The sequence below is a fragment of the Croceicoccus naphthovorans genome (assembly GCF_001028705.1).
Classification (GTDB): Bacteria; Pseudomonadota; Alphaproteobacteria; order Sphingomonadales; family Sphingomonadaceae; genus Croceicoccus; species Croceicoccus naphthovorans.
Window position 1 is genome coordinate 1,315,744 of record NZ_CP011770.1, and the last position, 20,622, is coordinate 1,336,365.

Sequence of the window (20,622 nt, forward strand, 5' to 3'; positions counted from 1 at the left end):
GGCTATTGTGTCCCGTTCTTGTCCGCAGCCAGCGAGATGTACTTGTAGTTGCGGTTGTCCAGCAGCTTCGGATTCCAGTTCTGCACGCGTGGGTCGAGCAGATATACGCGGGTGTACCAGTACATCGGCACGATGGGCAGTTCCTTCAGCAGAAGTTCCTCTGCCTGATGGAGAATTTCCAGCCGCTCGGGTTCGTCCTGCGCAACTTGCGCCTGTTGGACAAGGCGGTCGTACTGCGGGTTTGACCAGCCGGTATCGTTGTTGCCGTTGCCGGTGGTAAACATGTCGGTGAAGGTCGACGGGTGGACATAGTCCGCGATCCAGCCCGAGCGGGACAGGTCGTAGTCCAGGTTCGACTGGCTATCGAGATAGACCTTCCATTCCTGGTTATAGATGCCGACATCGATGCCCAGCTCCTTGCGCCACATCGCCTGCATGGCTTCTGCGATCTTGCGGTGCGCTTCGCTGGTGTTGATCAGGATTTCCGCCTTGGGAAAGCCCTTGCCGCCGGGATAGCCTGCCTCGGCGAGCAATTGGCGTCCGCGCTCAGGGTTATACTGCACCGTGTCGGACGTGGGGTATCCGGGGATACCCGCCGGGACATAGCCGACAGCCGGGGCCTGACCGCCCTTGGTAACCTTGTCGACCAGCAACTGCTTGTCGAAAGAGATCGCCAGCGCCTCGCGCACCTTCGGATTGTCGAACGGCGGCCGGGTTACGTTGACGCGATAGAAATAGACGCCGAGGTACGGGTCGATGTGCAGGATGTCCGGCATCTTTTCCTTGAAGACCGGAATCTTGTCGGGCTGCACCGTGCTGGTGATGTGCAGTCGGCCGCCGCGGAACATCGTTTCCTCGGTTGCGGCGTTCTCGACCGGGAAGAAACGGATGCCGTTCAGCTTGACGGTCTTGGCATCCCAATAATCGGGGTTGCGCTCAACTTCGATAACCTGGTTCGTGACCCAGGTTTTCAGCTTGAACGGGCCGTTCCCCACATAGTTGTCGAAAGTCGACCACTTGCTGCCCCGGTCGGCCATGCCGCCTGCTTGCTCGACCGCGCGGGGGTTCACGGGGAAGAAGCTGTAGTGCTTCAGCATGTTGAGGAAATAGGGCGTTGCACCTTCCAGCGTGACCTGCAGCGTCTTGTCGTCCAGCGCCTTTACACCGACGGTCGAGAAGTCGTCGGTCTTGCCTTCGTGGAAATCCTGTGCGCCCTTGATGACGTAAAGCATCGGCGCATATTCCGCGCCCAGCGCCGGGGTCAGCATCCGCTGCCAGCTATAGACGAAGTCGCCCGCGACGACTGGATCGCCGTTGGTCCACTTTGCGTCGCGCAGCTTGAAGGTCCACTGCGTGAAGTTGCCGTTATGCTCCCAACTTTCGGCCATCCCCGGTTCGGGGGACAGGTCGTCGGTCGGGTGATAAGCGATCAACCCTTCGATCAATGCCGAGATGATGTGGTTTTCCGGAACCCCGGTGACGAGGTGGGGGTCGAGCCCCTTGGGCTCGGACCCGTTGCCGTAGAGAAGGATGCCATCGCGCGATGCGATATCGACTTCACGCTCACGATCGCAGGCGGCAAGGCCAAAAGCGGCCAGCACGCACAGCATCGCATTCCGAACTAGTTTCATTTGCATCCTTCGCAGCTATGAAATTTTATTGCGCAACGCAAGCGGGGCATTTGAACGGGAACACCTGAACCTCAGCTTTTCTCCCGGTTTTTTTAGGTGCAGCGCGGTAAAACGATGACTGTTGGCGGAAAAGAAAATTACTCGCCTTCGAATGCGATCAGGGCGTGCGGCGCGACATCCTTCTCTCGTAACCGTTCCGCGCCGCCCAGATCGGGCAGATCAATCACGAACAGCGCCTGATTCACCCGCGCGCCGCGCTGGCGCAACAGTTCGACTGCGGCCAATGCCGTACCACCGGTGGCGATCAGGTCGTCGACCAGCACCAAATTTGCGCCGGGTCCGCAGGCGTCATCGTGCATCTCCAGCATATCCGTGCCGTATTCGAGGGCATATTCGATGGAAATCGTGCTGCCCGGCAACTTGCCGCGCTTGCGCAGCATCAGCACGCCGCAGCCAAGGCGATAGGCGAGGGCCGAGGCGAATACGAAACCGCGCGCCTCTATTCCCGCGATCAGGTCCGGTGGATCGCCCTCCAGTGCGTCGGCCAGCCTATCGATCGTGGCGGAAAACGCGCCGCCGTCGAGCATGAGGGTGGAAATATCGCGAAACAGGATGCCGGGTTTGGGATGATCGGGTATCGTGCGGATCATGTCCCGAAGGTCGGAGTTGTCGTCCATGCCGGTGTCCCGTGTCCTTCCAGTTCCACGCCGAATGCGCAGACGATAGGGCAGCATGGGCCACCTCGCAACGCCCGCAATGGAAGCGCTCGCTTGCCCGACCGCGCGTGAGAAGCTAAGGGCGGCGCTTTCCACCAGATCGGACGGGCCGGACAGGCCCCTCACGCATAGATACAGGCTGAACACCCATGAAGATCAGCGGCGTCGACATTCGCCCCGGCAACATCCTCGAATACGAAGGCGGAATCTGGAAGGTCGCCAAGATCCAGCATACCCAGCCGGGCAAGGGCGGGGCCTATATGCAGGTCGAGATGAAAAACCTGCAGGACGGTCGCAAGACCAACGTCCGCTTCCGTAGTGCCGACACGATCGAACGCGTGCGCCTCGATACCAAGGATTTCCAGTATCTCTATGCCGAAGACGACATGCTCGTCTTCATGGATACCGAGACGTTCGACCAGATCATGCTACCCTCGGACCTGCTGGGCGATGCCGCTGCGTTCCTTGAAGACGGAATGCAGGTTTCGCTCGAACTGTGGGAAGAAAAGCCGATTTCGGTCCAGCTGCCCGAACAGATCGAGGCGACTATTGTCGAGGCCGATGCCGTGGTGAAGGGCCAGACCGCTTCGTCCAGCTACAAGCCAGCCGTGCTGGAAAACGGGGTGCGCGTGATGGTGCCGCCGCATATCGAAAGCGGGACCCGCATTGTGGTCGACGTTTACGAACGCACCTATGTCGGAAAAGCCTCCTAAGGCGGACTGATCATGGCAATTACCGGACTAATTCGCGTGATGGAGCGCGCCGCCCGCAAGGCCGGACAGCGTCTGCGTCGCGATTTCGGCGAAGTCGAACACCTTCAGGTCAGCCGCAAGGGGCCCGCCGACTTCGTGTCGAAGGCCGACCGCGCGGCGGAGCGCACCTTGTGGGACGAACTGCGCGCCGCGCGCCCCGGCTGGGGCTTTCTGATGGAAGAAGCCGGAGAGCTTGAGGGTGAGGACGGCAAGCCGCGCTTCATTATCGACCCGCTCGATGGCACCAGCAATTTCTTGCACGGGTTGCCGCACTTCGCGATTTCCATCGCGGTGCAGGAGCCGACGCTGGACGGTACCGGCTGGGGCGAGGTGACCCATGCTGTCGTCTATCAGCCGGTCACCGACGAGACGTTCTGGGCGGAAAAAAGCCGCGGCGCGTGGCTTCAGGATGCGCGGCTGCGCGTGTCGGCCCGGCGCGACCTTGCCGATTCGCTGATTGCCACCGGTATCCCTTTTGCCGGAGCTGGGAATTTCGACGAATGGAGCAAGATCGCCGGCGCCATCGCACCGCGCGTTGCAGGCATTCGCCGTTACGGTGCGGCCTCGCTCGACCTCGCATGGTTGGCTGCCGGCCGGTACGAGGGATTCTGGGAATCGGGCCTGAAACCGTGGGATACCGCGGCGGGAATCTTGCTGGTGCGCGAAGCCGGCGGCTTCGTTTCGGACTGGCGCGGACGTTCGCAGCAGATTTGCGATGCCACGATTCTGGCCGGGAACGATGCGCTGCACTCTCGGCTTCACAAGTTGCTTGTCGGCGCGCTGAAATCTGCTTGAAGGGTCGCTTGAATACCGGGCAACCCCTCGCTAAGAGCAGCCACCCGCGCGGCCCTGTCATGGGCATGACCGTGGTGTGCCCCTGTGGCGGAATGGTAGACGCGAACGACTCAAAATCGTTTGTCGCAAGACGTGCCCGTTCGAGTCGGGCCAGGGGCACCATCGACCATCGTGTTACAAGCGCGATGGCTTCTATTGGCATGGCATTAAAGACGGGGGGCTGGTAGTCCATGATGGACATGCCCGGCATCCCACCCTTTCACGCACTTGCCGCCATGCTGTTGACGGTGGCGATGTTCGTGGCCTTTGCGCGCGGGCGAATCGCAACCGAAATCGTCAGCCTTGTGACCATCGTCATTATCGCGCTGGGTCTGTTCTTCTTTCCGTTGGAGGGTCAGCACCAGACCGACGGACTGACGCTGGCATTCGCCGGCTTCGGTCATCCGGCGCTGATTACGATCTGTGCGCTGATGATCATGGGCCGGGGACTGGTAGTGACCGGCGCGCTGGAACCGGCGACGCGGCTATTGTCCGAGGTTTGGAAGTTCAACCGCTCTCTGGGCATGTTCGTATCGCTCGTGCTGGCGATGGCGTTGTCGATGATGGTCAATGATACGCCGGTGTTGGTGCTTCTCTTGCCCGTGTTCGTGGCGCTGGCAGAGCGCGGGGCGATGGCGGCTTCGAAAACGCTGATCCCGCTGAACGCGGCGGTCCTGATCGGCGGCATGGCTACGACCATCGGCACTTCGACGAACCTGCTGGTTGTGTCGATTGCGGCCGATCTTGGCATGCGGCCGATGCGGGTGTTCGACTATACGCACATCGTCGCGGTCGCGGCGCTGTTTGCGCTGCCGTACCTGTGGCTGGTGATGCCGCGCCTGTTGCCTGACAATGGGCAGGCTTTTGCACGCAACCGCCGGGTGTTTTCCGCTACGCTACGCGTCGACGACGATAGCGACCTGATCGGGGAAACGCCGCGCGATCTTCAGGCGCGAATGCCAGAGGATTTCCAGTTCGAAGGTTCGCTCGACCGGCAGATTACCGCCAATTCGCGCCTGCCGGTCAGCGGGTCGCACAAGGCGCTGGAAGAGGCGATGCGCAGCCTGAAGGCCCGCGTCGCTCCGGCCTGGGTGGTCGAACGCATCAACGCCGCCGCGCGCGGGCATGCCAGCGATGTCGTCGTGGTCGAAATGGCGGTTACCGCCGAATCGCGCCTTGTCGGCCTGACGATCCCGTCATCGGGCGTCGCGGGTCAGTTCGGGGTGGCGGTTTTGGGCATTCACCAGCAGACTCGCGGCCCCGATGTGGGCAGGCACGAATATTCCGAACTGCAATTGCGTCCTGGCGATGTTTTGCTGGTCATGGGATCGCTGGCGGAGATCGAAGAATTTGCGGAGAGCGACCGTCTGCTCCTTCTGGAGGGCGTGGTCGAGGTGCCGCGCCGATCCAAGGCATGGCTTGCTGGCGCAATCATGTTCGGTTCGGTCTTCACGGCCAGCATCGGTCTGTGGCCCATCGCCATTGCGGCCTTGGGCGGTGCGATCCTGATGTTTGCCACCGGTTGCGTAAAGTTCGACCGTGTGGGGCGGGCGCTCTCGGCCAATGTCATCGTGCTTGTCGCCGCGTCCATCGCCATCGGTCGCCTGATCCTTGAAAGCGGGGCGGCGGGCTGGTTGGGGCAATTGCTGTCCGCGGGCCTGCAATTCCTGCCACCGGCGGCGATCGTTGCTGCGGTGATGCTGTTCGTGACCTTGCTCACCAACTTTGCGTCCAACGCGGCGGCGGCCACGGTTGGCACGCCCATTGCCTTCAGCATTGCGCAGACGTTGGGGTTGCCGGTGGAGCCATTGGTGCTGGCCGTGCTGTTCGGGTGTAACCTGTGTTACGCAACGCCGATTGCCTATCAGACGAACATGCTGATCATGGAAGAAGGGCAGTACAAGTTCGGCGACTATCTTCGGACGGGTGTACCGCTGGTGATCCTGATGGCGACCGTGCTGTCGATCATGCTGGTCATCACCTACATGTAGTTATCCGGCCGGCTGCATCGGTGCGCCGGTGCCGATGCGATAGCCGATGGCGGCTTCGGCAAGGATATAGCGGGGCAGGGCCGGATCGGGCTCTATCCGTTTGCGCAGCCGGTTGATGGCAACGCGCAGTTTCTGCCTGTCGAGATCGGGTGAGCCCCAACACCGTTCAAGCAGAGCATTGTGCGTAACGTAACGCCCCTTGGCGTCGAGCAGCATGGTTAGGAGATCGACTTCGCGCGCGGTCAGGGGGTGGCGCTTACCTACTACCGCAACCGATCGATCAACGCGGTGCAGTTTGAACGCAGAGGGTACCGCTGCCCCGGTTGCCAGCAACTCCAGCCGCGCGGCCAGTTCAGCAGGCTCGAGCGGCCCCATCGTCAGGAATTCGTCGACCCCTGCGTCAAGCGCGGCGATCCGGGCTGCCTTCCATGCGCGGGTTGCCAGGCCGACGATCGTGTTGGCGGCCTTTCGTTTATCGCGGATCTGAGTCATCGCGTCCGCCTCGTTCAGACTGACGAAGGCCAGCGCATCAGGCACGAATCGCAGGGTGATTCGCGCTGCCGCAGCCTCTATTTCCAGTTGATCGACCGCATTGCAGGCAGAAAAAGCGGATTCAGGCAAAACCGGTCGGGAAAGCATTGTGCGACAATCTGGCGATCCGTGCACGATTTGCAATGCTAGGAACCAGAGTAATGTTGCGGCGTTACCACATGGTCAAAAATCGCAGCACCTACGACATTCGTGCTATTGACATGAATGTAAGGAAAGCGCTTTTTGGCGAGTGAGAAAACACTCGGGGACTGCTAAATGGACAACGGCAAGACCATGATCGACCCGCATTCGGGCGACAAGGAAACCACTGGCGAAATCGCAAACTGGCTGGACACAATTTCAAAGTCCGAGGCCGGTCGGGGCGCGGCTTTCCGGCGCACGCTGGACGGTTTGCTGGGCGGCTGATTGCCGGTCGCTGCGGCGGCATCCGGAACTTCTGACAAGACCTGAACGTTTAATCCCCAAGTTGTAATTGGGGAGACCCGTGATGGTCGAAGAAAGAATTACCGAAACCCGTACGCCGACTGGCGATACCCATACCCACACCGAAATCATCCATGATGCGCCCGAACGGTCGCGTGGAGGGGCTGGGTGGGTGATCGCGATCGTATTGATCGTGGCGCTTGTCATCGGCGTGTTCTTTTTCATGAACAACAATTCCGCCGAAGTCGCAAAGGACAATGCGGTCGCCGATGCCGCGAACAGCGTCGGCAACGCAGCCGAAAGCGTCGGCGATGCCGCCGATGCGGCGACGGACCGGATTTCGCAGTAACCCGCTTACAAGGACAAACGAAGGCGTCGAAGACCAGCGTTTTCGGCGCCTTTAGTTTTACCCGTCGTTTACCATGTCCCGGCTAAATCTACGGCGTCATGGGGCATTGCACTTTTCCTGAACCGGTCGGCCCGGCCTTGTGCTTGCGGTGCAAGCGGTGACGGCCATGCCGATCACCGCCTGGTCGCTTGTGGCCGTCAGCGTCCAGGCCATGTCGGCCCTCGTTTGTCTGACGGTTGCGTTTATGCTCTGGCGCCGCGACAGGCCGGTCGCCTTGCGCGCACTGGTGATTGCCGCGCTGGGCGTGACCGCCGTTCATTTGCTGGCCAACGCACCGCAGGTTCTGGACGTGCGGGCCGTCTGGCTGGTCACCGCCATGCGAAATCTTGTCTGGCTGGCCTTGATCCGAGCGCTGTTCGCCGCAGACGGTCGTCACGCCAGCTTGCGGCCCGTCGGCCCAGTGATCGTGGCGCTGGCCGTTGCGGAACTGGCGCAAGTGCCACTGGTCGCGCTGTCCGAGATTTTCGTCGATCCGGCCGCTTTCGGTTTGATCGCCAAGGTTTCGGCGATCTTCCACATGCTCTTCGCCATCGGGTTCCTTGTACTGGTACACAACCTCTACGTCGGGGCAGGACCGCAATTGCAGCCGCGCCTGCGCTGGATGGCGGGTGCGCTCGTGCTGGGCTGGGGGTGTGAACTTAACGTCTATTCGGTTGCCTATTTGTGGGGCGGATTGCCGAATGCGGTGTTGATCGCGCGGGCCATGGCCTGGGGTACGGTTGCGGTTTTGCTGTGGTTCGATGCGCGGCAAAAGATCACGCGCGCGTTTGCCCCGTCGCGTAGCGTTGCCTTTCAGTCCCTCTCGTTGCTGGTCATCGCGCTCTATCTCTTCGCGCTCTTCACCCTCGACGGGGCGCTGGCCCGCAGCAGCTTGTCGCTGGGCGTGCTGGGGCGGTTCGGGGCGGTCGTCCTTGCGGTGGCCATCGGCGGGCTGATCGCATCGCGCAGCCTGCGCCACTGGCTGTCAGAGGTCGTCACGCGCAACCTGTTCCGCCATCGCTATGATTATCGTGAGGAATGGCTGAGGCTTTCGAAGACGATCGCCGGTCGCGGTGTCGATGCTCCGCCGTTGGAGCAGCGCGCGGTGCAGGCGCTGGCCGATATTGTCGACAGTCCGGCGGGCTTGCTGCTGGCCCCCGGAGACGACGGTCAGGTCACTCTGGCCGCGCGTTGGAACTGGTCTTCGCTGGAGGTTCCGCCCGTTGCCATGAACGCCGCGGCGTTGGGTATGCTGGAGCGGGGCGGCGGTATCGTTTCGTTGGACGCGGTGCGTGACGAGACTGAGATGGCTCTCGACCGTTACCTTCTGCCCGATTGGCTGATCGGATCGCCGCGCGCGTGGCTGATGGTGCCGCTGCTGGTCGAGGATCGCGTGATCGGCGTGATCGTGCTGGCGCGTCCGAGCTATACGCGCAGGCTGGATTGGGAAGATCACGACATCCTGCGCATCGTCGCACAGCAACTGGCCGCACACTTGGCGGAGAATCGGGCGCAGGGTGCTTTGTTGGAGGCCTCGCGGTTCGAGGAATTCAATCGCCGCATCGCCTTCGTCATGCACGACATCAAGAACCTGGCCAGCCAGTTCAGCCTGATGGTCAGCAATGCCGAACGCCATATCGAAAAGCCCGCGTTCCGGGCCGATATGCTGGTGACGCTGCGCAGCGCATCGGATCGGTTGGAAGGCCTGCTAGGCCGGCTGTCGGGCTATGGCGCGCATGGTCAGGGTGGGCTGATGACTGTTGACGGCGCGCAAGTGGTGGCGGACGCTTTGAAGCCGGAGATTGCCGGTGGGCTGGTTGCGGTCGGCCCCGGCGCACCGCAGTTGCTGGCGGATCGAGAGGCGCTCGATCAGGTCCTGCGCCATCTGGTGCGCAACGCAATAGAGGCGAGCGAACCCGGCACGCCGGTACAGGTGCATTTCGCCGGGACCGACAAGCTGGTCGGTATCGAGGTAATCGACAAGGGCTGCGGCATGTCGCCCGAATTCGTGCGCGGCGGGCTGTTCAAGCCTTTCGTTTCGACCAAGAACGACGGTTTCGGCATCGGCGCGTTCGAGGCGCGCGAAATGGTGCGTGCAATGGGCGGCAGGCTGGAAGTGGAATCGCGGGTCGGGATCGGCACGCGCTTCATCGTCTGGCTGCCCCGCGCCAATGCCCGGATCGATCCCGCAAGGAAGGTAGCCTGATGGCCAAGGATAGCGAGACCCTGCCCAAGATCTTGGTGATCGAGGACGATCCCGGCTTGCAGGCGCAGCTGAAATGGGCGTGGGATGATTTCGACGTAACTGTCGTGGGCGACCGCGATGCAGCTATTACCGCGCTGCGCAGTATCGAACCCGATGTCGTGACGCTCGACCTTGGTCTGCCGCCCGATCCCGATGGCACGACCGAGGGCTTTGCGGTGCTCGACGCGATCATGGAATTGAAGCCCGATACCAAGGTGATCGTCGCCAGTGGCCACGGAGCCCACGAATCCGCGCTCCAGGCAATCGAGCGCGGGGCCTATGACTTTTATCCCAAGCCGGTGAAGATCGACGAACTGGCGCTGATCGTTCGGCGCGCGTTAAACCTGCGAGCTATTGAACGTGAGAACCGCTCGCTGGCCGCTAAAGTGGGTGAGGACCAGCGTGTGCTGGGCACCTTGATCACGTCCTCGCCCGAAATGGTGCGTGTGGCGCGGACTATCGAGCGGGTCGCTCCGGCCGATGTCTCGGTTCTGCTCCAAGGCGCGAGCGGGACGGGGAAGGAATTACTGGCGCGCGGATTGCACGATGCCAGCCCACGCAGCGGCGGGGCCTTCGTGGCGATCAACTGCGCGGCGATACCCGAACAACTGCTGGAATCGGAACTGTTCGGGCATGAGAAGGGCAGCTTCACCGGGGCGACGACGACGCGAGAGGGCAAGATCGAGCTGGCCGAGGGCGGTACGCTGTTCCTGGACGAGCTGGGCGACATTCCGCTGGCCTTGCAGGCAAAGCTGCTGCGCTTTCTGCAGGAACGCACGCTGGAACGGATCGGCGGGCGCAAGGCCATTGCGGTCGACACGCGCATCGTCTGCGCCACGCATCGCGATCTTCAGGCGATGATCGCCGAAGGGACATTCCGCGAAGACCTGTATTACCGACTTGCCGAGATCGTCGTGACCATCCCGACGCTGGCCGAACGCGCGGGTGACGCGCCGTTACTGGCCCGCCATTTCCTGCATCGCTTTGCCAAGGAGATGAACCCGAAAGTATCGGGCTTCGCCACCGACGCGCTGACCGCTATCGACGAATGGCATTGGCCGGGCAACGTCCGCGAACTGGAAAACCGCGTGAAGCGGGCGGTGATCATGGCCGATGGCAAGTTGGTGTCGGCAGAAGATCTCGACCTTGCAGAGCCGGACGAGGAACTGGCCAATGCGCTGAACCTGAAGGCCGCACGCGAACAGGCCGATCGCCGGGTCATCCGCCACGCCTTGGCCCGCAGCGAGGGCAACATCAGCTCCACCGCGCGGATGCTGGGGATCAGCCGCCCGACGCTCTACGACCTGATGAAGCAGTACGACCTGCAGGCCTAATCGATGACGGCGTTCGCCTCTTCCGGGTGACGCTTTGAATAGCGAACCGACCACCACAGCGAGATCAGGATCAGGGTTGCGCCGATCAGGCCGGTGATGATTTCAGGAATATGGAATTTTGCGGTCAATAACATGATCACGCCCAGCACGATGATCGCCCAAAAGGCGCCGTGCTCTAGGTAGCGATACTGCGCCAGCGTACCGGCACGGACGAGATGGATGGTCATCGAACGAACGAACATCGCACCGATCGACAGGCCCAGCGCGATGATCAGCATGTTGTTGGTCAGCGCAAAGGCCCCAATGACACCGTCGAATGAAAAACTGGCATCCAGCACTTCCAGATAGAGAAACCCGCCAAGCCCCGACCGCGCCGCGCCCTCTGCCGCCTTGTTGTCCGACATGTCGAGCAGGGTGCCGACTGCCTCGACCGCAATATAGGTGACGATGCCCAGCATGCCCGCGGTCACGAAAGTCAGCGCCTCCTCCTCTGGCAGCATCACGGATATGCCGTAGAGGCCGAGGACGAGGAGTGCGATTTCAGCTGCTTTGATGTTCGAAACCTTGGCAAGGAACTTCTCGATCGCGCGGATCCAGTGAATGTCCTTCTCGCCATCGAAAAAGAAGTTCAGGCCCACCATCGTCAGGAACGCGCCACCGAACCCGGCGATTCCTACATGGGCGGAGGATACGATTTCCTCGTACCGCTTCGGCTCGTTCAGCGACAGGTTGATTGCTTCAATCGGGTTCAGCTTCGCCGCGATGCCCACGATGGCCAGCGGGAATACGATACGCATGCCGAACACGGCGATGGCGATACCCCAGGTCAGGAACCGCTTCTGCCATTTTTCGGGCATGTCCTTCAGCACGGTGGCGTTGACCACGGCGTTGTCGAAGCTGAGCGAAACCTCCAGGATCGAGAGCACGACGACAATCCACAGGACGTTGAATACGCCCGCGATCCCATCGCCTTGCGAAATCCCAAGCCAAACAGCCAGCCCAAGGCAAATGAAGGTAAAGATGAACGAGCCGCGGTAGTGGGCGAGAAGCGTCTTCAAGGGGGAAGGCGTCCTGTAATGGAAGTTGAAAGGGGATGAACGACCGACAGGCCGTTTGGTTCAGTCCTTGCGGGCCGGATAGATCTGTTCGTCGCCGGGGAAGCTGCGTTCGCGCACTTCCCTGGCATAGGTTGCTGCAGTGTCTGAAATGATGGTCGCGATGTCGTTATAGCGTTTCACGAATCGCGGCACCCGCTCGAACATGCCCAGCATATCTTCGGTAACCAACACCTGACCATCACATTGGGCCGACGCGCCGATGCCAATGGTGGGAATGGCGACCTTTTCGGTCAGGGCGATGGCGATATCCTCGACCACGCCTTCGATTACCACGCCGAACGCGCCTGCTTCTGCCACCGCGACGCCATCGGCGATGATCTTTGCCTCTTCAGCCTCATTCCGTCCCCGCGCCATGTATCCGCCCAGTGCGTTCACCGCCTGCGGGGTCAGGCCTACATGGCCCATCACCGGAATGCCTCGTGCGCTCAGGAATGCGATGGTTTCGGCCATGGCCTGACCGCCCTCAAGCTTCACCGCTGCCGCGCCGGTTTCGGCCATGATCCGGCTGGCGCTTTCAAACGCCTGTTGCGGGCTGGCTTCGTAACTGCCGAACGGCATGTCCACGATGACCAACGAATGGTACGATCCACGCACCACGGCCGCGCCGTGGGCGATCATCATGTCCAGCGTAACGGGTAGCGTGCTGGGCAGGCCATAGATCACCTGACCCAGCGAATCCCCCACCAGCAGCATATCGCAATGCGGATCGAGCAACTGCGCCTGCCGCGCGGTATAGGCGGTCAGCATCACGAGCGGCTCTTCGGTCTTCCCTTCGAACTTGCGGCGCATGATCTTTGGCACCGTCAGCCGCTTCATCGGCGCTGGCGTGGGATTGGCGCGACTGGTCGCGGTGTCGAGCTGAAAGGTCGTGGACATGTGCGCGCTTCTAGCGAAGCTGTCGGCCAAGGCAAAGCGTACCTCGACGCGACGGACATTTCGTTGCACAAAAAGGCACGATTGAAACCAAGAGTCGGAGAAGACGGGGTATGGCGGGAGCAGGCTCAACAGCAGGACGCGAGGGCTGGTCCTCGCGCAGCGCGTTTCTTATGGCAGCCATCGGTGCGGCCGTGGGCCTTGGCAATATCTGGCGGTTCCCGACGCTGGCGGGCGAAAACGGAGGCGGCGCTTTCGTGCTGGTCTATATCGCGTGCGTCGCCTTGCTAGGCCTGCCGCTGGTGCTGTCCGAAGTGATGATCGGCCGGGCGGGGCGTTCGGATGCGGCGACCTCGATTGCCAATGTGGCCTCGCAATCGGGCAAATCGCGCCGCTGGGGAATGTTCGGCGGGGTGGAAATCCTTGCCGCGTTCCTGATCCTGTCGTTCTACTCGGTCGTGGCAGGCTGGGCGCTGCATTACGTGATCGTGATGATCTTCGAATTGGGCGAGGTTGTCGGGCAGGGCAGCCCGTTTGCGCCGGCCTTTGCGGGCGATAGCCAGGATGCGATTACCGGGCGCATGGGCGAGCTGTTTGCCAATCCGGGCGAGCTGATCCTGATGCACGCGCTGTTCATGGCGGTGACGGTGATGATCGTCGCGGGCGGCGTGCACAACGGGATTGAGCGTGCGGCGGGCATCATGATGCCCGCTTTTTTCGTGCTGCTGGCCGGGATCACGATCTATGGCGCATTCACCGGGGCCTTTGCAGAAGCGGTGACGTTCCTGTTCACGCCCGACTTTTCGCGCCTGACGCCTGTCGCCGTGAACGAAGCATTGGGACAAGCGCTATTCTCGCTTTCGCTCGGTTCGGCGGCGCTGATCACTTATGGGGCCTATCTGGGCGATGACCTGAAACTCGCGCCGACGGCGGGGATGATCGCGCTTGCCGATACCTGCGTCGCGCTGATGTCGGGTCTGATGATCTTTCCGATCGTGCTGGCCGTGGGGCTGGACCCGGCGGCGGGGCCGGTTTTGGTGTTCCAGTCGTTGCCTATCGCCTTTGCGCAGATGCCGGGCGGGGCGCTGATCGGATTTCTGTTCTTCATCCTGATCTTCTTTGCCGCGCTGACCAGCTCGATTTCGCTGCTCGAGGGGCCGACGGCGCTGGTGATCGACCGGGTCGGCCTGCGCCGCCGGATCGCGGCACCGCTGGTGGGCGGGGCGGCGTTCCTGATCGGGATTGCCTGCGCGCTGGGGTATAACGTGTGGTCCGATGTACGGCCGCTGTCGTTCTGGCCGATCTTTGCGGAAAACGACATTCTCGATTCGATCGACGGGCTGACCGGCAAGGTCATGCTGCCGCTGGCGGCGCTTGGCGTATCGCTGTTTACCGGCTGGCGGATGGATCGCGGGTTGATGGCGGCTCAGACGGGGCTGAGCGGGGCCAGACTGGCGTTGTTTCGCGGGCTGATCGCATGGGTCGCACCGGTGGCGGTGGCGCTGATCCTGCTGTTTGGATTGTTCCCCGGTCTTCTTGTGTAACTCACACGAAAAGGGCCGCCCCTTTCAGGGCGACCCTTACCGAGATCCGTGACGAGCGGATCGGGTCAGATCAGAGCGCGGTCTCTACATGACCGCCCTTGATATGGTCGGTAACGTCCATGCCCAGCATCATGCGGGCGACGTTGAAGGCACCCAACTTGCCGGACCAGATCGAGGCGTCGCCCAGATCCATGCGCAGCATTAGCAGGTTGGGATCGTCCTTACCTTCGGGGAACCACGCCTCGACCATATTGCTCCATTGTTTTTCAAGCCGTTCGCGGCTGGTTTCCTCGCTCAGCACGCCTTCGAAGCGGGCGAAGCAATCGTGGCCACTGGAGCTGAAGGTAGCGGTGGCAGGTCCCATCTTGGCAAAACGATTGTCGCGGGTGGTAAAGAACCAGATTGCGCTATCGGCATGCTTGTCCAGTTGGGCCGTCATCGGGGCAGCACTGTCGGGGTCGGCATCAAGCTGAAGCATCAGAAACGGGGAATCGACCAAAGATTCCCAAAACTCATGTTTCAATTCTTTCGGATCGCCTTGATCGTATTTCATGGTAAAAATCCTTTCGTTTGAAACACCAACGGGAAAGCGGGTGAGGCGTTCCGGATTTTCGGTGGAGAAACGATGTGCTGCGACGGACCGGGAGCATGGACGGGAAGGCATGAACATAATAAGAACAAATTTCGTTGAGAGATTCGATTCGCCACTAACGGCACCCGATTTACATGACCGATTCCGCCGCCCTGCCTCGCGGCGGGAATGTCCCGGCGGCAGCAGCCGATCCGCTGCCGCCGGGGATCTTCCCGGCCGCCCGCCTCGCTCCCGCTCGATGGCTGGGGGATGGTGAGTCTGCGTCCGGGGAGGGGCACGCGATTGGTGCGTGGGGACCGCATTTCGCGTTTCGGGGTGCGGGCGACATCTTTGCACCGGGGGCGGAGGCTAGCGGCGCGGGGCTGGCGATTGCGTTGGCTGAAACCACACCCAGAATTGCACCGGACTTGCAGCCCGAAAAGGCCGTGCCGGAGGAGGTGAGCGACGAGCGCTGCTTCCTATGGGTACAGGATCGGGCTGCGATGCGATTGGGCGGGCGGCCCTATCATCCGGGCCTGCCACGCGATCTGCGGCACCGGATGGTGCACGTCGCGGTGAAAGACGCGGCGGAAGCGCTCTTCGCGCTGGAGGAAGGAATCCGTTGCCGCGATCTTGCCTTTGTCATCGGTGAGGTCGCGGGCAACCCGCGCGAGTTCGACTTTACCGCCTCGCGCCGCCTTGTGCTGGCGGCAGAGCGGCATGGCGTGCCGTTGTGGCTGGTGAGGCTCGACGCGCGGCGCGATCTGGGCGCGGCGCGGATGCGGTGGGAGGTGGCTTCGGCCCCGTCGCTAGCCCCGCGCTGGAACGCGCAGGCACCCGGTGCGGCGCGGTGGAAGGCGGACTTGTTCCGCGCAAGGGGCCTGCGCCCCGGTACTTGGTGGATCACGAGACAGGAGGGAGAGCATGACCGCAGCGACCGTGCCCCTATCGTCGCCGAAACCGTCGTCACGCCGCGTGATGGCGATCTGGCTGGCGCGGTTGTCGATCGATCGCTGGCGTCGGCTGCGCCCCAATCCCGGCAGGAAGGGCGCTGACGGTTCGCCACTAGCCGAGGGGGAGGGGGAAGATGCCCACCCCGTCGCGCTGATCCGCGAAACCGCGCACGGGCCGCGTATCGCCGCCGTCAACCGCGCTGCCGCCGCACAGGGCGTTCGGGTGGAAGCGATGCTGGCCGATGCCCGCGCGCTGTGCCCTGCTGTCGTCACGCACCCTGCCGATGCCGCAGGGGACTTGGCATTTCTGGAGAAAATGGCGGTCTGGGCGCAGCGTTGGGGGCCGTGGAGCGCGATGGACCCGCCCGACGGGGTCATCGTCGACGTCACCGGCGCAGCGCACCTGTTCGGCGGAGAGCGCCGCTTGCTGGGCGATGCCGCTCGGGTGCTGGCCGGGCACGGCCTTGCCGCGCGCCTTGCCATCGGGCCAACGGCGGGGGCGGCATGGGCGCTCGCACACCACGGGCCGTCTGGCGCGATCCTGCCCGAAGGGGACGATGTGGCCGATCGCCTTGCCCCTTTGCCGATGGCGGCATTGCGGCTTGATGACGATGTCCTGCTGGTGCTGCGGCGGTTGGGCCTGAAGCGTCTTGGCGACCTGACCGGGATCGGGCGCGACGCGCTGGCCCGCCGGTTCCGCAATCGCAAGACGCCCAGCGCGAACCCGCTGCTGCGCCATGACCAGTTGCTGGGCCGGGTGCCGGAACCGCTATTGCCGGTGATCGCGGTGCATCCGGTGATGGTCCAGCGCCGGTTGATGGAGCCGATCCGCCACCTGACGCTGCTCGAAGTGGTCATCGCCGACCTCGCCGCCGCGCTGGTGCGAGAGCTGGAGGGGCGGGGCGAGGGCGCGCGGCGTATCGACCTTGCCTGCTGGCGTGTGGATGGCGAAGTGGTGCAGCGCCGCCTTGAGCTTGCCGCTGCCAGTCGCGATCCCGATCACCTCTGCCGCCTCTTCAACGAAAAGCTGACCCGCGCGAACGAAAGTCTGGAGGCGGGCTTCGGGTTCGAAATGGTGCGCCTGACCGCCAGTTGGGCCGAGCCGCTGGGCCTGACGCAGGACAGGCTGGGCGAAAGCAGCGAGGAACACGGCACCAGCCTAGCCGCCTGTATCGACCGGCTCTCCACCCGGCTTGGCCCGCAGGCGGTGCGCCGCGCCGTGCCGCATGCCAGCCACATCCCCGAACGCGCGCAACGCTGGCACCCGCCGCTGGAACCGCTGCCCGCCGCGCAGCACGAATTGGCCTTTCACCAACGCCCGCTGAAACTGCTCGACCGGGCGGAAATGATCGAGGTGCTCTACGCCACGCCCGATGGCTTGCCCCACCGTTTCCGCTGGCGCGGGGCGTTGCACGAAGTGGCGCGGGCGGAGGGGCCGGAACGGATTGCGCCGGAGTGGTGGCGTGAAAGGGGCAGTACGCGGCTGCGCGATTATTACCGCATCGAGGATGGGCAGGGCCGCCGTTACTGGGTCTATCGCGCCGGGCTGGCGGGCGACGGGCGGGGCGGGTTGCCGCAATGGTTCCTGCACGGGCTGTTCGGCTGAAACGAAAAGGGGCGATGAAGATGAACTCCACCGCCCCAACACGGAGGCCATCCGTGCTTAACCGTCAAAAACGTCTCTGCGAAATGACTGTTTTCATCCATCGCGCAATGCGCGGCGGGTGAGCGATCTCTCGAATCGCGAATTTCTAACACTATGCGTTAACTATTTCTGGGAAGCAAAAGAAAACGGCGGAATTCCGCGGTTCTCGTGGTTAACTCATTGTCATCCCATCGGTTCCATTGCCGCGTCACTGACAATCTTGCCAGTAGGCACACCGTCCAGGACGTCCAAGGCGCTGTCCGGGTGGCAACCAGTTTCAATTTTCCCCCAAGAGTATCGTTTTGGACAGGCCGATTCACAAAGGATATTGGCTTGCTGAGAAAAAGAACATAAGAAGAACATATGGCGCAGAAATCTACTCTCGACCGGCTGAAGATTCTTGCCGATGCGGCAAAGTACGATGCGTCTTGCGCATCGTCAGGCACGTCGAAGCGGGACAGTCGGGGCGGGCCAAAAGGAAGTCGGGCCATCGGCTCGACCGAAGGGATGGGCATCTGCCACGCCTATGCGCCGGACGGGCGCTGCATCTCGCTGCTCAAGCTGTTGATGACCAACCACTGCGTGTTCGATTGCCACTACTGCGTGAACCGCAAAAGCTCGAACGTAGAGCGGGCGAAGTTCACGCCGCAGGAAGTCGCGGACCTGACGCTGACGTTCTATAAGCGCAATTATATCGAGGGGCTGTTCCTTTCCTCCGGCATTATACGCAGTTCCGACCATACGATGGAAATGCTGGTAGAAACCGCGCGTATCTTGCGCGAAGAGCACGATTTTCGTGGCTATATCCACCTTAAGACCATCCCCGAGGCGGACCCGGAGATCGTGCATCGCGCGGGGCTTTATGCCGATCGCGTCTCGATCAATGTCGAGCTGCCGACCGATGCCGGGCTGACCCGCCTCGCGCCAGACAAGAACGCGGGCCAGATCGATGGGGCCATGGCGGGGATGAACAATGCCATTGTCGAGGCGAAGGACGCGAAAAAGCGGTTCCGCCACGCGCCCCGGTTTGCGCCCGCCGGGCAATCGACGCAGATGATCGTCGGGGCCGATGCGGCGAGCGATGCCGATATCGTGACGCGGGCGAGTTCGCTCTACACCCGCCACCGACTGCGGCGCGTGTACTATAGCGCGTTCAGCCCGATCCCCGATGCCAGCGCGGTTTTGCCGCTGAAGCGCCCGCCACTTATCCGCGAGCATCGGTTGTACCAGTCGGACTGGCTGATGCGCTTCTACGGCTTCGCCCCGCACGAGGTGGCGCAGGCGGCAGGCGCGGACGGGATGCTGCCGCTCGACATCGATCCCAAGCTGGCCTGGGCGCTGAAGTTTCGCGAGAGCTTTCCGGTCGACGTGAACCGCGCGCCGAAGGAGGCGCTGCTGCGCGTGCCCGGGCTGGGCACGCGCGCGGTGGGCCAGATCCTGTCGGCGCGGCGACATCGGCGGTTGCGGTTGGATGACGTGGCGAAGCTGACAGTCTCGGTGAAGAAGGTGCAGCCGTTCATCGTGACGGTGGACTGGCGGCCTGTTTTGCTGACCGACCGGGCGGACCTGAAAGCCCTGATCGCGCCTAAGGTCGAACAGCTGGAGCTGTTTGTGGCATGACGGCCCTGCAACACGTGAAGCTTGGCACTTATTACGTGGTGCCGATGGCGTCCTCCGACGATTTCGAGGAATGGCGCGATCATGCGCGGCGGTTGTTGATGGCCGACGTTCCGCCCGACCGCGTGGCATGGACCGAACCGGGCGGGCAGGCGGGGGACCTGTTCACTCATGGTGACAGGCGCTTGCCGGTGCCGGACCGCGATGCACCGCCGCCGCGTGTATCCCGGCGATTCATGGAAATTGCCAAGACTGTCTTGTTGAATTCTGATTCTACGCGGTTTTCTCTACTATATCGTGTGCTCTGGCGGTTGCAGGCCAAGCCGAAACTGATCGAGGACGCCGCCGATCCCGATGTTCGCGCAATGGCTGAAATGGCGCGTGAAGTGCGGCGCGACATTCACAAGATGCGCGCCTTCGTTCGCTTCCGCGTGGTCGAGGAGGAAAATGGGGGCGAGCACTACGTCGCGTGGTTTGAACCGTTCCACCATATCCTGCGCCACAATGCAGGTTTCTTCACGCGGCGGTTTGCCAACATGCGCTGGTCGATCCTGACGCCGCACGGCAGCCTGCACTGGGATGGTGAGACTTTGCGCGAAGGCCCGCCTGCGACCCGCGCCGATGCGCCCAATGGCGACCCGGCGGAAGATTTGTGGCGCAGCTACTATGCCTCGATCTTCAACCCCGCCCGCCTGAAGGTTGGCGCGATGCTGAAAGAAATGCCGCGCAAGTACTGGAAAAATATGCCGGAGGCGCAGATCATCCCCGAACTGATCGCAGGGGCACAGGCACGAGAGGCGACGATGGTGGAGAAGGGCGCGCTCGACATGGGTGAGCGGCCCGAGACGCTGGATGCCATCGACAAGGCAATCCACGCCTGCGCGCGCTGTCCCATCGGCGAACTGCACAACACCGCGGTGATGGGTGAGGGGCCGCAGGATGCGGTCTTGATGATCGTCGGCGAACAGCCGGGCGATCAGGAGGATTTGCAGGGCCGGCCCTTTGTCGGTCCGGCGGGGCAATTGCTGGATGTGCATCTGGCGCAGGCCGGGATCGACCGTGGTGCGGCCTATGTCACCAACACGGTCAAGCACTTCAAGTATGTTCAGCGTGGCAAGCGGCGGCTGCACCAGAACCCCAGCGCGAAGGAGATCGACGTCTGTCGCTGGTGGGTGGAGAGCGAGCGGATGATCGTGCAGCCGAAACTGGTGCTTGCAATGGGGGCGAGTGCCGCGCGCGGGATGCTAGGCAAGACGGTGTCGATCAGCAAGGTGCGCGGTGCACCTATCCCGTTGGAGGATGGGAGCGAGTTGTGGGTCACCGCGCATCCGTCGTATCTGCTGCGGCTCGATGGAGCGGGGCGGGAAGAGCAGGAGCGGCTGTTCCGCGCCGATCTGGCCGCCGTGGCTGCGCGGCTGACGGAACTGGCGTGATG

The 20,622-nt window shown here is 62.6% G+C and carries 18 protein-coding genes and 1 tRNA gene; 13 read left to right on the forward strand and 6 right to left on the reverse strand.

The window, feature by feature from the left end; translation table 11 throughout:
* Positions 1-2 precede the first annotated feature (2 nt).
* The gene (locus tag AB433_RS06640) at positions 3-1,631 is read right to left on the reverse strand and encodes a peptide ABC transporter substrate-binding protein (RefSeq protein WP_218916925.1); all 1,629 of its coding nucleotides are present in this window, start codon (positions 1,629-1,631) and stop codon (positions 3-5) included.
* 137 nt (positions 1,632-1,768) lie between these two features.
* Positions 1,769-2,308, reverse strand: a complete 540-nt coding sequence (locus tag AB433_RS06645) for an adenine phosphoribosyltransferase (protein ID WP_047820417.1) — start codon at positions 2,306-2,308, stop codon at positions 1,769-1,771.
* A gap of 188 nt (positions 2,309-2,496) precedes the next feature.
* On the opposite strand from AB433_RS06645, the gene efp reads away from it, so the two are divergent.
* From efp to AB433_RS06665, 4 genes are all read left to right on the forward strand, one after another.
* A complete protein-coding gene (gene efp, locus AB433_RS06650) occupies positions 2,497-3,060 on the forward strand; it encodes an elongation factor P (protein WP_047820418.1) in 564 nt (187 codons plus the stop codon).
* Positions 3,061-3,069: 9 nt separating this feature from the next.
* Complete coding sequence (locus AB433_RS06655) at positions 3,070-3,894, forward strand: inositol monophosphatase family protein (protein ID WP_047820419.1); 825 nt, start codon at positions 3,070-3,072, stop codon at positions 3,892-3,894.
* A gap of 78 nt (positions 3,895-3,972) precedes the next feature.
* Positions 3,973-4,056: transfer RNA gene (locus tag AB433_RS06660), tRNA-Leu, on the forward strand.
* 68 nt (positions 4,057-4,124) lie between these two features.
* Positions 4,125-5,924: an SLC13 family permease gene (locus AB433_RS06665; protein WP_311735622.1), complete on the forward strand. Its 1,800-nt coding sequence runs from the start codon at positions 4,125-4,127 to the stop codon at positions 5,922-5,924.
* Here AB433_RS06665 and AB433_RS06670 read toward each other — a convergent pair whose 3' ends face one another.
* Positions 5,925-6,545: a response regulator transcription factor gene (locus tag AB433_RS06670; RefSeq protein WP_169749310.1), complete on the reverse strand. Its 621-nt coding sequence runs from the start codon at positions 6,543-6,545 to the stop codon at positions 5,925-5,927.
* Between the two features lie 186 nt (positions 6,546-6,731).
* On the opposite strand from AB433_RS06670, the gene AB433_RS20405 reads away from it, so the two are divergent.
* The 4 genes from AB433_RS20405 (at position 6,732) to prsR (ending at position 10,866) form a co-directional block, all read left to right on the forward strand.
* The gene (locus AB433_RS20405; protein WP_156170706.1) at positions 6,732-6,881 is read left to right on the forward strand and encodes a hypothetical protein; all 150 of its coding nucleotides are present in this window, start codon (positions 6,732-6,734) and stop codon (positions 6,879-6,881) included.
* A gap of 82 nt (positions 6,882-6,963) precedes the next feature.
* Entirely contained in the window at positions 6,964-7,248 is a 285-nt protein-coding gene (locus AB433_RS06675) for a hypothetical protein (RefSeq protein ID WP_047820421.1), read from the forward strand.
* 166 nt (positions 7,249-7,414) lie between these two features.
* Positions 7,415-9,493, forward strand: a complete 2,079-nt coding sequence (gene prsK / locus AB433_RS06680; RefSeq protein ID WP_156170707.1) for an XrtA/PEP-CTERM system histidine kinase PrsK — start codon at positions 7,415-7,417, stop codon at positions 9,491-9,493.
* Positions 9,493-10,866 carry a PEP-CTERM-box response regulator transcription factor gene (gene prsR, locus AB433_RS06685; RefSeq protein WP_047820422.1) on the forward strand — a complete coding sequence of 458 codons (1,374 nt, stop codon included), beginning with the start codon at positions 9,493-9,495 and terminating at the stop codon, positions 10,864-10,866. Before prsK ends, prsR begins: the two co-directional genes overlap by 1 nt.
* Here prsR and AB433_RS06690 read toward each other — a convergent pair.
* Positions 10,863-11,924 carry a DUF475 domain-containing protein gene (locus AB433_RS06690; RefSeq protein ID WP_047820423.1) on the reverse strand — a complete coding sequence of 354 codons (1,062 nt, stop codon included), beginning with the start codon at positions 11,922-11,924 and terminating at the stop codon, positions 10,863-10,865. The two genes, prsR and AB433_RS06690, sit on opposite strands and share 4 nt — an antisense overlap.
* 60 nt (positions 11,925-11,984) lie before the next feature.
* Positions 11,985-12,860 carry a 3-methyl-2-oxobutanoate hydroxymethyltransferase gene (panB, locus tag AB433_RS06695; RefSeq protein ID WP_047820424.1) on the reverse strand — a complete coding sequence of 292 codons (876 nt, stop codon included), beginning with the start codon at positions 12,858-12,860 and terminating at the stop codon, positions 11,985-11,987.
* 110 nt (positions 12,861-12,970) lie between these two features.
* Between panB and AB433_RS06700 the strand changes: the two genes are divergently transcribed.
* A complete protein-coding gene (locus AB433_RS06700; protein ID WP_047820425.1) occupies positions 12,971-14,401 on the forward strand; it encodes a sodium-dependent transporter in 1,431 nt (476 codons plus the stop codon).
* Positions 14,402-14,471: 70 nt separating this feature from the next.
* On the opposite strand, the gene AB433_RS06705 is transcribed toward AB433_RS06700, so the two are convergent.
* On the reverse strand, positions 14,472-15,071 hold the full coding sequence (locus tag AB433_RS06705) for a pyridoxamine 5'-phosphate oxidase family protein (RefSeq protein WP_245626603.1): 600 nt from the start codon (positions 15,069-15,071) through the stop codon (positions 14,472-14,474).
* Positions 15,072-15,127: 56 nt separating this feature from the next.
* On the opposite strand from AB433_RS06705, the gene AB433_RS20925 reads away from it, so the two are divergent.
* The 4 genes from AB433_RS20925 to AB433_RS06720 all read left to right on the forward strand — a co-directional run bounded on the left by AB433_RS20925 (position 15,128) and on the right by AB433_RS06720 (position 20,620).
* On the forward strand, positions 15,128-16,027 hold the full coding sequence (locus tag AB433_RS20925) for a hypothetical protein (RefSeq protein ID WP_179944960.1): 900 nt from the start codon (positions 15,128-15,130) through the stop codon (positions 16,025-16,027).
* The gene (locus tag AB433_RS06710; RefSeq protein ID WP_082134819.1) at positions 15,951-17,531 is read left to right on the forward strand and encodes a DUF6504 family protein; all 1,581 of its coding nucleotides are present in this window, start codon (positions 15,951-15,953) and stop codon (positions 17,529-17,531) included. Before AB433_RS20925 ends, AB433_RS06710 begins: the two co-directional genes overlap by 77 nt.
* 402 nt (positions 17,532-17,933) lie before the next feature.
* The gene (locus AB433_RS06715; RefSeq protein ID WP_047820428.1) at positions 17,934-19,190 is read left to right on the forward strand and encodes a putative DNA modification/repair radical SAM protein; all 1,257 of its coding nucleotides are present in this window, start codon (positions 17,934-17,936) and stop codon (positions 19,188-19,190) included.
* Entirely contained in the window at positions 19,187-20,620 is a 1,434-nt protein-coding gene (locus AB433_RS06720; protein ID WP_047820429.1) for a UdgX family uracil-DNA binding protein, read from the forward strand. The genes AB433_RS06715 and AB433_RS06720 overlap by 4 nt, the downstream gene beginning before the upstream one ends.
* The last annotated feature ends 2 nt before the right edge of the window (positions 20,621-20,622 follow it).